This window comes from Paenibacillus sp. SAFN-117 (assembly GCF_051966115.1).
GTDB classification, from domain to species: Bacteria; Bacillota; Bacilli; order Paenibacillales; family NBRC-103111; genus Paenibacillus_L; species Paenibacillus_L residui.
The window spans coordinates 24,447-38,237 of sequence record NZ_JBQCLK010000013.1; the positions used below are offsets into that span (position 1 = coordinate 24,447).

Here is a 13,791-nt window from a genome sequence, read left to right on the forward strand (position 1 = left end):
CTCGCTTATCTGTAGATCCGGACAAGACAAATTGTTATCGCTTTCATTTTATCCGATCATGCTTGTCGGGTCAGGTACCTGCCCCCGGCGGGACATGAATCCGGTGAAGACTATGGGTCCACCGGATTCCCCGAGGTTCGCAAGCCGTTTGACAACTCCCGCTTGCTTGCAGTTAGACAAACCTTTCCGTTCGCCCCCACAGTAATTTACGGAGCTACATTCAAAAATTGAAGATCCGGATTTTTTTCCATGGCGGTGCGAAGCGCATACTCATTCTCAAACAAAGCCACGTAATTATCCTTCTTGTCCTTGACGAGCTGGGAATTAATCCGGAACTTGCCGGGGTCGATCGAGGGACCGACAAGCCAGCGGGCGAACTGGAAATTCATTCGCTGCAGCATAACGTCCACTCCATACTCCGCTTTCATCCGGTACTCGAACACCTCGAATTGAAGCTGTCCGACCACGCCCAGGATCGTGTCTTCGAAGCCGATCGTCCGGAAAACTTGAATGGTTCCTTCCTCTGTCAGCTGATCGATCCCTTTCTGATACTGCTTATGCTTCATGGCATTCTTGACGGTTACTTTGCTGAACAGCTCGGGAGAGAACGTAGGCAGCTCGTCATAGACGATTTCGGTGGCCTGACTTAACGAATCTCCGATGCGGAAAATTCCCGGATCGTACAGGCCTATAATGTCTCCCGCATAGGCAACGTCTACAATATCCCGGTCCTGGGCCAGAAATTGCTGCGGCTGGGATAGCTTGATCTCCTTGCCTGCCCTCACATGCTTGACGGACATGCCCCGCTCGAATTTGCCGGAACAGATTCGCAGGAACGCGACGCGATCGCGATGCGCCGGATTCATATTGGCCTGAATTTTGAACACGAACCCGCTGAACTGCTCCTTCGTCGGTTCAATGCGGCCGGCGGAGCTTTCCCTCGGTTCCGGCTTGGGCGCCAGCTGCAGGAAATTCTCCAGGAATGTCTGTACGCCAAAATTGTTAATCGCGCTGCCGAAGAAAACTGGAGTCAGCTCGCCTTGCTTCACCTTCTCCATATCGAACGGATCTCCCGCGACATCCAGCAGCTCGAGATCTTCACACAGCCTTTCGTACAAATAGTCACCGGCGATTTCTTTAATGGCCGGATCGTCGTACCCGCTGACGGGCTGCACCTCTATCTTATCGTGATCGTCCCCCTGGAACAGCTCGATACGTGTCTTCTCCCGGTCGTACACCCCGCAGAATTGCTTGCCCGAACCTATCGGCCAATTCATCGGATAAGAGCGGATGCCCAGCACCTGCTCCAGCTCTTCCAGCAGGTCGAACGGGTTGCGTCCTTCCCGGTCCAGCTTGTTGATGAAGGTAAAAATCGGAATTCCCCGCTGGCGGCAAACCTGAAACAGCTTCTTGGTCTGAACCTCGACCCCCTTGGCCGAATCGATCAGCATGACGGCGCTGTCTGCGGCTGTCAGGGTGCGGTAGGTATCCTCACTGAAATCTTGGTGGCCGGGGGTATCCAGTATATTCACACGGTTGCCTTTATAATCAAACTGCATGACACTGGAGGTGACGGAGATTCCCCTCTGCTTCTCGATTTCCATCCAGTCCGAGGTCGCGTGTTTATTCGCTTTCCTTCCCTTAACCGTTCCCGCCAGGCGAATGGCGCCGCCAAACAGCAGAAGCTTCTCGGTTAGTGTCGTTTTCCCGGCGTCCGGGTGAGAAATAATCGCAAACGTCCTTCTTCTGTCAACCTCCGTTTGCAGCTCTTGACTTAATTTAGTCGTCATACGGTGCTATTCCCTTTCCATATATAAATTGTCCCGAAAGATAATGACTTGCACATGATGCTATGCATCTCTTGTTTTCTATTGCTTGCGTTGTACAAGCTTTCGGATAGTTGAACACAGAAACTATTGCCGCTCTCGCTCTGGAAACACTGGTGATTATTAGGCCCCGCGAGCCAGTTCCACGAGCCAATCGGCTTCCGCGATCCAGGTCCCGTCGCTAAATTCACGGCCCTTCAACAAGACCCGGTCTTCATAAACTTCAACATACAGGCCTTGTGCCGCCTCCGGCCGGGCGTTCTCGTAACGGCGATTCATCACCCGGCTGACCGAGGAATTGTGGAACCAATGGAAGGTTTCCTTAACATAATGGTTCATGCCGTTAGTAAAATCCTGATGCTGATGACCCGAGAACACGAATACGTTCGGGCAGTCTTTCACAATATCGCGAAATTCGTTGGCGCGAATGAGCCGATGCGAGCCTCCGTCCTGCCCGGCGGGCGGGAGCGGCTGATGAATCATGACGAAGGCCGGCTTGCCGTCCTTATGCTGCTCCATCTGCTCCTTGAACCAGGCCATCTGCTGATCGGAATACCAGGCTCCTTCTCCTACCTCCGGCCTCTCCTCTACATAAGCCTCCTGGGATAAAAGAATAAGATGAACCCCCTTGATCCATACATCACGATATGGCTTCTCCTGGCCCATGAAGTTGAGGAAGGACTCCCGGGAATCGGCATCCGACTTGCCGTTAGGCATTCCTTCACGATTGAACTGACCCTGCTCATTGATCCAAATATCGTAATAATCATGATTGCCCATATTCGCATAGAGAGGGGGAAGCTCGAATCTGTCCAGGACTCTTCTTAACTCCTGATAATCCTGCTTGCGTCCATAATCGGTCAAATCACCGGTAATCACAACCGAATCCGGCGGATTGGGCAGCCTCTTCATATCTTCCAAAGCTTGAGCCAAATGCTTGCTATGCTCGGGCAGGTCGGGATTAATATGGGGATCGCTAAGGATCAGCAGAGTCAACAACGGTCCTGTTTCTCCCGCGTTTTGTTCTGCTTCGGGAGGAGGCGGCTCCGGGGGCGCGGAGGCGGAGGAACCGCCTTGCCCTGAGGAACGGTTGACTGCGCCAAACCATCCTCGCCATAATCCTATACCAAAGGCCGCGGCCACAGCACCAAGGCTCAGCAGCCATTTCAAAAAAGCTCTTCTTGTCACGGCCTCACATCCTTCTATGAACGATCCGTATTTTTTATTATAGTCACTTTTTATTTATCCTGCACCTTTTTCGTTGGATATGCCGTCCTATCGAGCATTCATAAGAATAACCCGCCGAGTAACGTGCTAACGCCGGAATAAGCTGTTTTCCCCGGGGAATACAGAAAGGCCACCTGCTATTCGCAAGTGGCCCGAACAGGAATGGCGGTTGCCTGTCCTTCCTGCCTTCTCCTATTCGCTGCGATTGGTCACCCAGACCACTTCCGACTCCTGCTGACCATTGACCGGCCACCAGTGGAAGCCGTCCTGCTCCAGCAAAGCCTGGGCCTCCTCCGGTCCCCAGGAGCCTGCCGGATACATTCTGAGATCACTCGCATCCTCAGCCCAAGCGGAAGCAATCTGATCGACATATTGCCAAGCAAGGGCAACTTCATCCCAGCGGGTAAAGTAAGTCGAATCACCCCTGGCCGCATCGAACAGCAGTCTTTCGTACGCTTCCGGCGTATTCAAGCCGACCTGGCAGCTTTGGCAAAAATCCATCGCCACCGGAACGATAACGCCTTCAGAGCCCGGTCTCTTGGCATTAATTTTAATGTAGATGCCTTCCATAGGCTGCACGCGGAACACTAGAAGGTTCGGCTCCAATCCCGTTTTCCTGCCGTGGTATACGTTCTTCGGCATATTTTTGAACTCGACGACGACTTCGGTTGTTTTCACCGGGAGTCGCTTGCCGGTCCGAATGTAGAACGGAACTCCCGCCCAACGGAAATTGTCGACATAGACCTTGGCGGCGAAATAAGTTTCGGTTGTCGAATCGGGATTCACCTTATCCTCCGACCGGTATCCCGGCAGCGGCCGTCCGTTGGCTTGTCCTTCCGTGTACTGTCCACGTATGACATGCTTGCGGACATCCTCTGCGGAGGTGAAGGGTCTTAGAGAACGAAGCACCTTAACCTTCTCGTCGTGGATATCTTCCGGATGAAGACGGCTCGGCGGTTCCATAGCCATCATGGCGACCATCTGGAGCATATGGTTCTGCCCCATGTCACGAAGAGCCCCGGAGTGATCGTAATACCCCCCGCGGTCCTCCACTCCCACTGTTTCTCCAAGAGTAATCTGAATGTTGGCGATATATTTGTTGTTCCAGAGAGGCTCGAAGAACGCATTGGCGAAGCGGATCACATCGATGTTCTGAACCATTTCCTTGCCGAGGTAGTGGTCGATCCGGTATACTTCATGCTCCTCGAAAACTTCCCGGATTTCCTTATTCAGCTTCTCCGCGGAAGGCAGGTCGAATCCGAACGGCTTCTCGATAACGAGACGGTGCCACCCGGCGGTCTGAAGCAGTCCCCCCGCCTTCAGATTGTGGGCAACGCTTCCGAACAAATCCGGGGCCAGCGCCAGATAGAACAACCGGTTACCGGCTATTCCGAACTGCTCCTCCAGCCTTTCCGCCGCTATATTTAATTCGTTGAACGCCTCTACCCGATTGATGTCCAGCGACATATACTCAAAATGCTCCACGAAACGGCCCCATTCCGGATCGTCGGGGGATGCCTTGTACCGAGCGAATTCCTGAATCGAACGGAGCACATCTTCATGAAATTGCTCCCGACTTCTTTCGCGGCGGGCTAAGCCGATGACCGCAAACTTGTCGGACAGCTTGCCTTCCTTAAACAAGCTGTATATAGCGGGAAACAGCTTGCGGCTGGCGAGATCTCCGGTCGCTCCGAAAATAAAGAACAGAACTCCTGTTTCTCTCACTTTTTCCTGATTGGTCTCAAGCATGGTTCATCTCTTCCCTTACGAGGTTATATGTAACGAGCTTACCCGTTTCTATTCCAACAGTTTAGCATATCCGCTCAAGAATCGCCATCGCGGTGAAACAATAAAATGGGCGGGCACCCCCGGTATTCGTCTATTCGCCTGCCGCAATAGGTGAATATACTATTGTGAATTGACTAAGGAGGTGCAAGCAGGTGTACAGAATCTACCCGGTCGATCCAGAAACCTGCCATCCGTTCCGGGGGTATCCGGTTGTAGCTCTTATGAAGGATGGTGCCCGACAAATCGGTATTCTGGGAGGCGTTCACAACGGCCAGTTAATATTGAACGATAACGCTCCATGGGTGGAGCCCGCTGCTGCAAGCAGCAAAGGCAAAACGGCACGCATCCGCAGGAATAAGCGGAAAAAAAGAGCCGGAAGAAGGGCCTCCGGAAAGCCCGCATTTACGGCGGGACTTATTTCCGATGAAGTCGGCTTCGATCAGGGAGCCGAGCCTTGGCCGTTCTATCCGCCGAACCCGTTCGGCAGCCGGGTCGAGCTTGATGCGGACTCGATTGATCAATTATTCCTTATGCCCCTATAGAAGTTCAGGCTTCTTCAGATTACCGGGAATCGGCCCTGTCCTCTCGTCTTGCAGATTCCCGGTTTTTTCTTACCACATTAGAAAGTTTTAAGTTCATTAAAGCATTAAAGTGGAACAAACTTTCTAATTGGCATAAAAAGTTACCTTTAAAACCGGGTTATTCGTCTTCGAAGAGGCTCCGTTAGAAGCTTTTTTTATTCCGTTGATCCGCTGTAAATTATCTGGGGTCGGTGCGATTTAAACATGATCCGTAGAAGTAGAAGATCATCTGGAAGCCCCGTGCACCTTTAACTTCATCCGTAGTAAATTATCTGTAAGCCGTGTGTATCTTAAACGTTGTCGGCGGACAACACGTAATGATATGGCTTCGATATTGGGATACACGAAGGCTATTCAGCATATTCCGATGGTATGAGTAACATTGTTAGCCATTAAGATCCGGTATTACGCACCTGCGTGTATAGTGGTGTAAGACGGAGACTGGTACTCTTCTAGTAATTCTACAAATGCTTATTCAGCAAAAAACAACGGTAAGACGGATAATATTCCGATACCGTATACCCTCTGCGGAAATAAAATTGCTGAGCGAGAGGGTTCGGCTCATCCACAAACAGTTTGACCGTTTGACAGCCTCGTTCCAATCCATATTGCTCCGCCGCCTCCATCAGCTTACCTCCCAAACCTCGGCTCTGAAAGTGCCGGTCGACGGCAAGCATGTCAATATGCAAATCCCGGTCTCGCCGAAAAAAGGAAATAAAACCTGCCGGCTTCCCCTTACGACCGGGAGCTATTACCCATACGATTCCTTGTTGAAGTCTTCGTGAAATTTCCGCCCGGCTGATCCTGGTATCGGGTCTTGCCGCATTGGCATAAGGCAGCAGTTCCTCATACACCATACGATAGATGTACCGGTCATCCTGCTCCCTGTTCCTTGGCCGGATTTGCATCGTCTCACCCCCAGCATTCTCTGCCTTCTTCTATCCTACGCGATGAAGGTGAGCTTTGCTGTAGACCAACGTCATTCCAATCAGGTGGAAATTGTCCTCCTTAATTTATGGCGATGACCGAGTATTTCGCGACGATATTTCTATCGCCATTCGGTGGAAGGCGACAGCGAGTACCTCGAGGTAATCTTCCTGTCGCTATAGTCGGCTAAACACCTAATTTTCGCAAACCGCTGATGCCACGCTTCAAAGACAAGCAAAAGTGCAGGTCATTTTGCAAAAATTCGATAAATCCCGGGAAAGACGAGCAATTCTGCAGGTCTTTCGCCGCCAAAATCGAAAAATCAGCCAATTGGCCGAAATCACCTGCACTTTTGCCGGTCTTTGGCCGATTTCACCCAAAACTCTTCAAAAGACCTGCACTTTTGCCGGTCTTTGGCACCCATGCGGTGTATTGCGAGTCGCTCCACCTTACGGGTCCTCGTCTGTGCGGTATTGATCAGTCGCTCCACTTACAGGCCCTTGGCACTCTGCGGTATTGATCAGTCTCTGCACTTACAGGCCCTTGGAGCTCATGCGGTGTATTGCGAGTTGCTCCAATTACGGGTCCTTAAACTCATGCGGTTGACCCGTTTTTCTGTACTTAGGGCACTCGATTTTCTTCAATTTACAGCTACTTGTCGACGCAATATCGTATAGCCCCCCCCCCCGCCTGAGCAAAGGGGATAATAGTCCAATAGAGCCGCTGACACTTTTTTCGATCCATATTGCGCCCTTACTGCAAGGACTATTCACTTTCAGGGAATAATGTTACATAAAATTCGAGGGCAACATTCAAATTAACAGTTAAGGTCTTTATTACCCTAATGAACTTGCTTAAATCAAAGGAATGTTGAAGGCATAACCGGTAAGGTCTCAATCGGACAGGATAATACAGTTCTCGGAAGGAGAGGAAATAATGGAAAGCCACGGGGACCCGCACAAAACGTCTGCAAACAATAAGAGTCAGTCATTATTCGCCGCCTGGATCAGTCTGATCAGCAATGCTTTATTAACGGTCATCAAGCTGGCGGTGGGCTGGTTATTTCATAGCCAGGTGCTTGTTGCAGATGGCGTACATAATGCGGGGGATTTGATTGCTTCGGCAGCCGCCCTCGGCTCGATGAGAATCTCCAATCGCCCGGCCGACAAGGACCATCCCTACGGGCATGGCAAGGCGGAAGTGATCGGTGCCGGACTCGTCGCTATCATCCTGGCGATTGCGGCTGTTTGGATAGGCTACCATTCGTTCGAGGCGCTGCTTGGCCCGCCGCTAACAGGCGCCCATTGGATAGCTCTAACCGCAGCCGCCGTTTCGCTTGTCTGGAAGCAGTTATTGTTCCTCTATACCATCCGGCTGGGCCGCAAGACAAACAGCAAAGGCTTGATAGCTACAGCGTATGACCATCTCGCCGATGTCTATGCTTCTATAGCCGCCGTCATCGGGATCGGGCTGGGAATGGTGGGAGCGGCCTACAATATTGCCTGGCTCGGCTATGGAGATCCGGTTGCGGGAATCATAGTCAGCCTGCTGGTGCTGAAGCTGGCTTGGGATATGGGGAAGGAAGCGATAGATATTTTGATGGAAAGAACAGTGGATCCGGTCAAGCTGAGGCAGTTTGAGAGCATTGTCCGGTCATATCCCGAGGTGAAAAGAATAGACCGTCTTCGTGCCCGTGAGCACGGCCATTACATTCTTGTGGATTTGCGGATCGGTGTTCCCGGCACAATGACTGTACAGGAAGGACATAATATCAGCAGAGAAATCAAACATTCGATCATGGAGGCTCACGAGGAGGTGGATGAGGTCCTGGTGCACCTTAATCCATGGTATGAGCTATCCGGGGAGGAACAACCGTCTGATGAAAAAGATTTCTTTAAGGATGGGAAATGAATGGAGCTAGGAGGCTTCCTTTGCTTACGGCCAGCATGGACCTTCTTTTTCTAAATCCCCCTAGGGATGGCCCATTATGGGATTTTACTTGAAGTATTTCTTGCGCACCAGCCATAGGAAGGGTACTGACACGATAATAATGACGGCAATGACAACGATTTTAGTATAATTCATAGCGAGACCCCTCCGCTTTATTAAATGTAAAGCTCTTAACGGAGCTACTTTCGATGATGAATAACCCGGTCTTAGTTGTAACTTTCCATGCCAATAAGTATCTTTATTTACGACGCATCAATGCTGTAAAGAACTTTAAGATCTTATGTGGTATGTAAAGCCCTTAACGGAGCTCTGTAAATACAAAAGCGACGTATAACCTTCGAAGCTTATACCGGGTACTTGCGGGCCCAGGGACTGGAGATGAACAACCCGGTATTAGAGCCAGCTTTTCATGCCAATAAAAGAAAGAACTCCTGCCGGAGTGATCGAGGCCAAACTACCTCGTTGATGGAAGATGTTGATGTCCGGAAATAGAAAATCTTCCATTCCGTTAACATGACTATATTGTAACGGGGGAAGCCGGAGTAGTCAAAGCTATATACCTTTTCATCAAAGAACCCTGGTGAACTTCTCAGGCATTAGTCCGCCAAACCGTGCTTATGTGCATAGATCGCCGCCTGGGTCCGATCGTCCACACCCAGCTTGGCCAGAATGTTGGTGACATGGAACTTGACGGTTTTAATTCCGATAAACAGCTCGTCAGCGACTTCCTGGTTGGAATGCCCCTTGGCAATCAGACGAAGCACTTCCATCTCTCTGTCCGTCAAATCATGATGGGGAGCCTGCTCCTGTTTGGGCTGCCGGAACCGGTTCATAATCTTGGTGGCCACCTGAGATTCCAGAATGGGCTGCCCTTTGGCCGCGGCGCGGATAGCCTGAGCAATCTCCGAAGCTCTGGACGTTTTCAGCAAATAGCTGAAGGCTCCGGCTTCGATGACCGGATACATTTTCTCATCGTCCAAATAGCTCGTCAGTACAATTACTTTGCAATCCGGATAGATCTGCAGCAGCTTGCGGGTGGTCTCGATCCCGTCCATTCCCTCCATAACCAGATCCATCAGAACGACATCGGGCTTATACTCCTGCGCCAGACGAATTCCGTCCATCCCGTTGCTGGCTTCGCCGACTACCTCAATTCCTTCCTCCGTTCCCAGAACAGCAGCCAATCCGATGCGTACCATCTCGTGGTCGTCCACCAGCAGAACTTTAATGGGTTGCTCCATCTTCCACTCTTTCTCCTTTCTCATTGTCCATAATCGGAATGCGGATTTCGATGCGCGTTCCTCTGTTGGGTGCCGTAATTACGTTCATCGAGCCCCCGATTTCATTGACACGCTCTTTCATCGATACGAGTCCGTAGGAGGCCAGCTTCTTCTCGTCCAGAACGAAGCCCACCCCATTATCACGGATGGATAATCGCACTCCTTCCGGAGGCTGCAGCAGCTTGATTTCCATCTTCGTTGCTTTGGAGTGGCGCAGCGTGTTCGACAGCGCTTCTTGCACGATGCGGAACAGGTGGTCCTCTATCCCTTTGGGAAGCTGGATTTCATCGTCCATCTCCCAGTAAATCTCGATCGGTGTCTTGGCTTGCAGCTCCTTAAGCAGCTCGATCAAGCCTTGCGCCAGACGCTTGCCTTCCAGATGAACGGGCCGTAAATGCAGGAGCAGCGCCCTCATCTCGGATTGAGCCACGGAAGACATTTCCTCGATGAGATGGATTTGCCGCTTCGCCCGGTCGAAGTCTTTGTCCAGTGTACGGCCAACCGCAGTGGCTGTCATCGAAATGGCAAAAAGCTGCTGGCTGACCGCATCGTGCAGATCTCTGGCAAGCCGCTGCCGCTCCTCTATGACCGCCGAATATTTTGCTTTCTCGGCAAGCTGGGCGTTGTCGTTGGACAGCCTCTGGAGCGAACTGATCTGCTCCTCCCATTTCTTGCTCACCCGGTTAAGCTGTTCTCCCAGCCGGCCGATTTCATCTTCTCCAAGCGGAGGCACCTTGCGGGACAGGTTTCCTTTTTCAAACAGAAGCATGATTTCCCTCAACTGCTCTATCCGCATGCTGATTCGGCTGGCCTGCCAATATCCGAATACGGCGCCGACGGCAATGACGGCCGCCAGCAGAACAAAACCGATAACGATAGCATCCTTCCATTTTTCCGGTGTGTCAAGATATCCGTAGGTGTACAAAATATAGAGAATAATAACGAAAAGAAGAAGACTGAAAAGAATAGACTCCCCCATAGTTCTCCATATCATATTGGTTAGTCTGTTCTTCAAGCTCCAGTCCCCCTCTCTTCAAGGAAATATGCATCCATCCTTAGACAACCTTAATATCTATATCGGCTACAACATAGGATACTACAAATTTAACCCGGTTTTCGCAAATGTCATAGTTCGGAGATTTCCAGCTCAGCTTGTTCAGCATTCCCTCTTCTTTACGATGCGGAACATCAATCTGTCCGAAGAGCACCGAGCTTTCAATGGAGACTCCGACATCCTCGGGGACAATCAGGTCGATATCGGCAATGACCCCTTGCAGAACGACGGTCACTTCCTTCTCTTCGAAGATAGCGAGCGACAGGTCCATATGCATTTCCCCGATCAAACTCCATTGGCTCAAGTTATTCAGAACCCAGGGGCCTTTATCATACTTCACACTGTCTATAATCCGCTGCTTATGCCGGACATTCGATTCTTTGGGCTGCTGCTTGGACTTTAAGTAGAAGAGTCCGAGAAAAATAAAGATCAGGGCGACGACAATCGTCATCTTGTCTCCCATGATGAACAGCAGGCCAATCGCCAGCATGACGTAGCCTCGTTTCTTGGCATCCGATTGAATATATTGAACACCTAGAAAAATAAGGAAAAGGGCGACAATGGCTTCAAACCCGAATACATGCTGCACAAGCAAAAATACCCCAGCACCGATAAAAAGAAGATAGGCATTGCGGTTTCGGTTTGTTTTCTGATCCTCCATGTCGCACCCCCCTGCAAGTCATATGCCAAGTAGTAGGTAAGTAATTACAGTGGAGAAAAGCCATAAGGCCTCCGTTTGCCGCCCAATGGCTTTTCCTCCCATAGCATACCACATTGGATATGTCCGTCAATACTATTTTGCTTCTGTTTCCGAATTGTCACCCGCTGTTTCCGCCGGAGCGGCTGCGGTAAAGCCCAGCTTTTCTTTCAATTGGCTCAATTGTTCGTCCACGGCCTGCTTCTTCGCCAGATCAACGGTCCCGGTTCCGTAAGAGGGGCCTGCCGGTGTGTAGCCATAAGGCTTGCGGCTGATTTCCGCTTCCACTTCCAGCTGCATGATCTTCTCTTCCATGCGGTGGAAGCCGCGCAATGCTTTGCCTCCTCCGATCGTTCCGTTATAGACGACCTCGGACATTTGCTTCTTCGCCTTGGCCAGTTGGGCGCGGGATACGAGCTCGTTGCGCTTGTTGCGCATTTTGTAGAACTCATCCTTCATCTCATGGAGCTGCTTCATCAGCTCGTCAGCCTGGCTCTTGGATTGGTAATGCATTTCGCCATATTCGGTCACTTTCTGATCGTAATACAGTTTTTCCTCGAGCGCTTGTCTCGCTATCGCTTCCTGACCGTTCTTCAAAGCCTCGGCCGCTTGCCGCTCCCGCTCCATGCTGTAGCGTTCGGCCTCTTCGACACGCTGGCGCAGCTTGCGTTCGTTGGCAATTTGCTTCGCGACGGTTACTTCAGCCTGTGCTATTTCCTCCTCCATATCTCTCAAATACTGGTTAAGCATTACAATCGGATCTTCCACCTTATCCAACACTTCATGAATAGATGCCTTCGTCATATCTTTAATTCTCGAAAATACTCCCATTGTTACACATCTCCCTTCTCGTATTTAGCCACTTTGGCTCTTAATTCTTCGATTTCTTTCTGTAAAGCCTTCTTCTCAATATCTTTCATCATCTCATCCAGATCGGACGGTTTCGGCTGCGGCGGCTCATATTTCGGGGCGGATTGGGTATAAGGACCGCTATAGCCGTAAGAATGCGGGTTCCCGCCGGGCATTCCGAACGTAGGTCCTCCCAGGTCCGGCTCCTTCGGTACGACCATGCTGGCGATGAAGTAAAGCAGAATCAAGGTGCCGCTGGAGAATACTGCCGTGACTACCACAACGAGCCTCACCAGAGTCGAGTCCACATTCAACATTTCCGCCAGTCCGCCACACAGACCGAACAGCTTGCTGTCTTTGCGTGAGCGATACAACTTTTTCATTGCTTGGTCCAACCCTCCTTCTCCAGCTTACGCTTTAATTGCTCCATCTCTTGATCCAATGCCGACTTAATGGTGTTTCCTGCCTCGTACAGAGCTTCTTTCGTCACATTCCTGACTTCCTTCAACGATCTGGCGACCATCTCCATATCGGAGACTCGCTCCTCCAGGCGATTGAACATCCGGTAAGTATATTCCGTTCCCCCACCCCCACTGAGCCGTTCGTTCAACTTCTGCTGCAAGCGGGCCGTTTCCATTCTGGCCTGATAGTAGCTTCGCTTGGCCGCTACCTCCTGATAGTCCGCCCGCAAGGATCGGAGTTGATCCTCCAGTTCGGCAATCGGGCCTCGTGCATTCTCATACAGTTCCAGATATCTTAAATAAGTTTCTTCCTGCGTCATCTTCTCCTGTAATGCCAGCCGGGCGACTTCCTCTTCTCCGGCCTTCAGGGCGAGCATGGCTTGCTGCTCTCTCTTCTCCATCACTTCTTTGGCTGTCATGTATTGCCGCTTTAATGATTCCGCATGGTGTACGCATTGGGAGTACAACCTCTCGGATTGTTGAATCTGCTCCCGTTGGGTTGCGAGATACTGATCGATCAAGCGTACCGGGTCCTCGCTTTGCTCTAGCCTGTCGTTTAGAGTTGCCACGGTAATATCCCGCATTCGTCTAAGTATGCTCATAGAACTTCCTCCTTCTCGGTATTTCCTAACCCCCGTTCATGCATCAGTAACTCCGGCCGGTTCCCTTCAACATCGAGGCACCGTATGCGATCATCGCAAATGCGATAATCAGACCGATTAGCCAGGAGAACTTGCCGATCAGAATGAGGATACCCAGGAGAAGAACAATTCCTCCGAGAATTTTGCGGCCGCTCTGAATTCCGAAATATCCAAGAGCGATCATCGCAATCGGGATCAGGTATCCCATCAGGCCACCCATGTGAAACCCGATTTTATTCAACAGAATCAATGCTCCGCAACCGATAAGCAGAATGGCAAAACCGCTTTTACCGTCAAGCTTCATAATGATTCACCGCCTCTCTTTTTGCTTCTCTTCTTGTTCATGTCTTTATTCTAGGTCATTTCAGGATTCGTCAAAACGGACCCTCGTCGGTTTTTGGTACTGGACCAAAGTCGGGGGACAAGCTGAACCCCGGTCAGACCCGGCACTGGACCCGCATCGTCACGCTTCCCGATATAGCAGAACAGCCCTCTCCCGGAGAACCGGAA

13 protein-coding genes are annotated in these 13,791 nt (G+C 50.9%); 2 read left to right on the forward strand and 11 right to left on the reverse strand.

Going from position 1 to position 13,791, the window contains the following annotated elements; genetic code table 11:
* Positions 1-206: 206 nt before the first annotated feature.
* The 3 genes from ACTHRH_RS10400 to zwf form a co-directional block, all read right to left on the reverse strand.
* Positions 207-1,790 carry a peptide chain release factor 3 gene (locus ACTHRH_RS10400; protein ID WP_144932465.1) on the reverse strand — a complete coding sequence of 528 codons (1,584 nt, stop codon included), beginning with the start codon at positions 1,788-1,790 and terminating at the stop codon, positions 207-209.
* A 159-nt stretch (positions 1,791-1,949) separates the two neighbouring features.
* On the reverse strand, positions 1,950-3,014 hold the full coding sequence (locus ACTHRH_RS10405; protein WP_144932466.1) for a metallophosphoesterase family protein: 1,065 nt from the start codon (positions 3,012-3,014) through the stop codon (positions 1,950-1,952).
* Between the two features lie 231 nt (positions 3,015-3,245).
* Positions 3,246-4,802, reverse strand: a complete 1,557-nt coding sequence (zwf, locus tag ACTHRH_RS10410) for a glucose-6-phosphate dehydrogenase (RefSeq protein WP_379285854.1) — start codon at positions 4,800-4,802, stop codon at positions 3,246-3,248.
* A 191-nt stretch (positions 4,803-4,993) separates the two neighbouring features.
* Here zwf and ACTHRH_RS10415 point away from each other — a divergent pair, with 191 nt between their 5' ends.
* Entirely contained in the window at positions 4,994-5,383 is a 390-nt protein-coding gene (locus tag ACTHRH_RS10415) for a hypothetical protein (RefSeq protein ID WP_379285852.1), read from the forward strand.
* Between the two features lie 500 nt (positions 5,384-5,883).
* On the opposite strand, the gene ACTHRH_RS10420 is transcribed toward ACTHRH_RS10415, so the two are convergent.
* Entirely contained in the window at positions 5,884-6,330 is a 447-nt protein-coding gene (locus ACTHRH_RS10420; protein WP_379285850.1) for a GNAT family N-acetyltransferase, read from the reverse strand.
* 955 nt (positions 6,331-7,285) lie between these two features.
* On the opposite strand from ACTHRH_RS10420, the gene ACTHRH_RS10425 reads away from it, so the two are divergent.
* On the forward strand, positions 7,286-8,260 hold the full coding sequence (locus ACTHRH_RS10425) for a cation diffusion facilitator family transporter (protein WP_144932470.1): 975 nt from the start codon (positions 7,286-7,288) through the stop codon (positions 8,258-8,260).
* A gap of 635 nt (positions 8,261-8,895) precedes the next feature.
* On the opposite strand, the gene ACTHRH_RS10430 is transcribed toward ACTHRH_RS10425, so the two are convergent.
* The 7 genes from ACTHRH_RS10430 to ACTHRH_RS10460 all read right to left on the reverse strand — a co-directional run bounded on the left by ACTHRH_RS10430 (position 8,896) and on the right by ACTHRH_RS10460 (position 13,585).
* Positions 8,896-9,540 carry a response regulator gene (locus ACTHRH_RS10430; protein ID WP_379285847.1) on the reverse strand — a complete coding sequence of 215 codons (645 nt, stop codon included), beginning with the start codon at positions 9,538-9,540 and terminating at the stop codon, positions 8,896-8,898.
* Complete coding sequence (locus ACTHRH_RS10435; protein ID WP_144932550.1) at positions 9,524-10,573, reverse strand: sensor histidine kinase; 1,050 nt, start codon at positions 10,571-10,573, stop codon at positions 9,524-9,526. The genes ACTHRH_RS10430 and ACTHRH_RS10435 overlap by 17 nt, the downstream gene beginning before the upstream one ends.
* Positions 10,574-10,634: 61 nt before the next feature.
* A complete protein-coding gene (gene liaF, locus ACTHRH_RS10440) occupies positions 10,635-11,294 on the reverse strand; it encodes a cell wall-active antibiotics response protein LiaF (protein WP_144932472.1) in 660 nt (219 codons plus the stop codon).
* Between the two features lie 132 nt (positions 11,295-11,426).
* Positions 11,427-12,161, reverse strand: a complete 735-nt coding sequence (locus ACTHRH_RS10445) for a PspA/IM30 family protein (RefSeq protein ID WP_144932473.1) — start codon at positions 12,159-12,161, stop codon at positions 11,427-11,429.
* A gap of 2 nt (positions 12,162-12,163) precedes the next feature.
* Positions 12,164-12,562 (reverse strand): PspC domain-containing protein, encoded by a 399-nt coding sequence (locus ACTHRH_RS10450; RefSeq protein ID WP_144932475.1) that lies wholly within the window; start codon positions 12,560-12,562, stop codon positions 12,164-12,166.
* A complete protein-coding gene (locus ACTHRH_RS10455; RefSeq protein ID WP_440415418.1) occupies positions 12,559-13,242 on the reverse strand; it encodes a PspA/IM30 family protein in 684 nt (227 codons plus the stop codon). The genes ACTHRH_RS10450 and ACTHRH_RS10455 overlap by 4 nt, the downstream gene beginning before the upstream one ends.
* Before the next feature lie 43 nt (positions 13,243-13,285).
* Positions 13,286-13,585, reverse strand: a complete 300-nt coding sequence (locus ACTHRH_RS10460; protein ID WP_144932480.1) for a LiaF transmembrane domain-containing protein — start codon at positions 13,583-13,585, stop codon at positions 13,286-13,288.
* Between the last annotated feature and the right edge of the window lie 206 nt (positions 13,586-13,791).

Coding starts and splice junctions, on each gene's coding strand:
- ACTHRH_RS10450 (WP_144932475.1), bottom strand. CDS start 12,562: ATGAAAAAGTTGTATCGCTCACGCAAAGACAGCAAGCTGTTCGGTCTG.
- ACTHRH_RS10435 (WP_144932550.1), bottom strand. CDS start 10,573: ATGATATGGAGAACTATGGGGGAGTCTATTCTTTTCAGTCTTCTTCTT.
- liaF (WP_144932472.1), bottom strand. CDS start 11,294: ATGGAGGATCAGAAAACAAACCGAAACCGCAATGCCTATCTTCTTTTT.
- ACTHRH_RS10420 (WP_379285850.1), bottom strand. CDS start 6,330: ATGCAAATCCGGCCAAGGAACAGGGAGCAGGATGACCGGTACATCTAT.
- zwf (WP_379285854.1), bottom strand. CDS start 4,802: ATGCTTGAGACCAATCAGGAAAAAGTGAGAGAAACAGGAGTTCTGTTC.
- ACTHRH_RS10430 (WP_379285847.1), bottom strand. CDS start 9,540: ATGGAGCAACCCATTAAAGTTCTGCTGGTGGACGACCACGAGATGGTA.
- ACTHRH_RS10400 (WP_144932465.1), bottom strand. CDS start 1,790: ATGACGACTAAATTAAGTCAAGAGCTGCAAACGGAGGTTGACAGAAGA.
- ACTHRH_RS10460 (WP_144932480.1), bottom strand. CDS start 13,585: ATGAAGCTTGACGGTAAAAGCGGTTTTGCCATTCTGCTTATCGGTTGC.
- ACTHRH_RS10425 (WP_144932470.1), top strand. CDS start 7,286: ATGGAAAGCCACGGGGACCCGCACAAAACGTCTGCAAACAATAAGAGT.
- ACTHRH_RS10455 (WP_440415418.1), bottom strand. CDS start 13,242: ATGAGCATACTTAGACGAATGCGGGATATTACCGTGGCAACTCTAAAC.
- ACTHRH_RS10445 (WP_144932473.1), bottom strand. CDS start 12,161: ATGGGAGTATTTTCGAGAATTAAAGATATGACGAAGGCATCTATTCAT.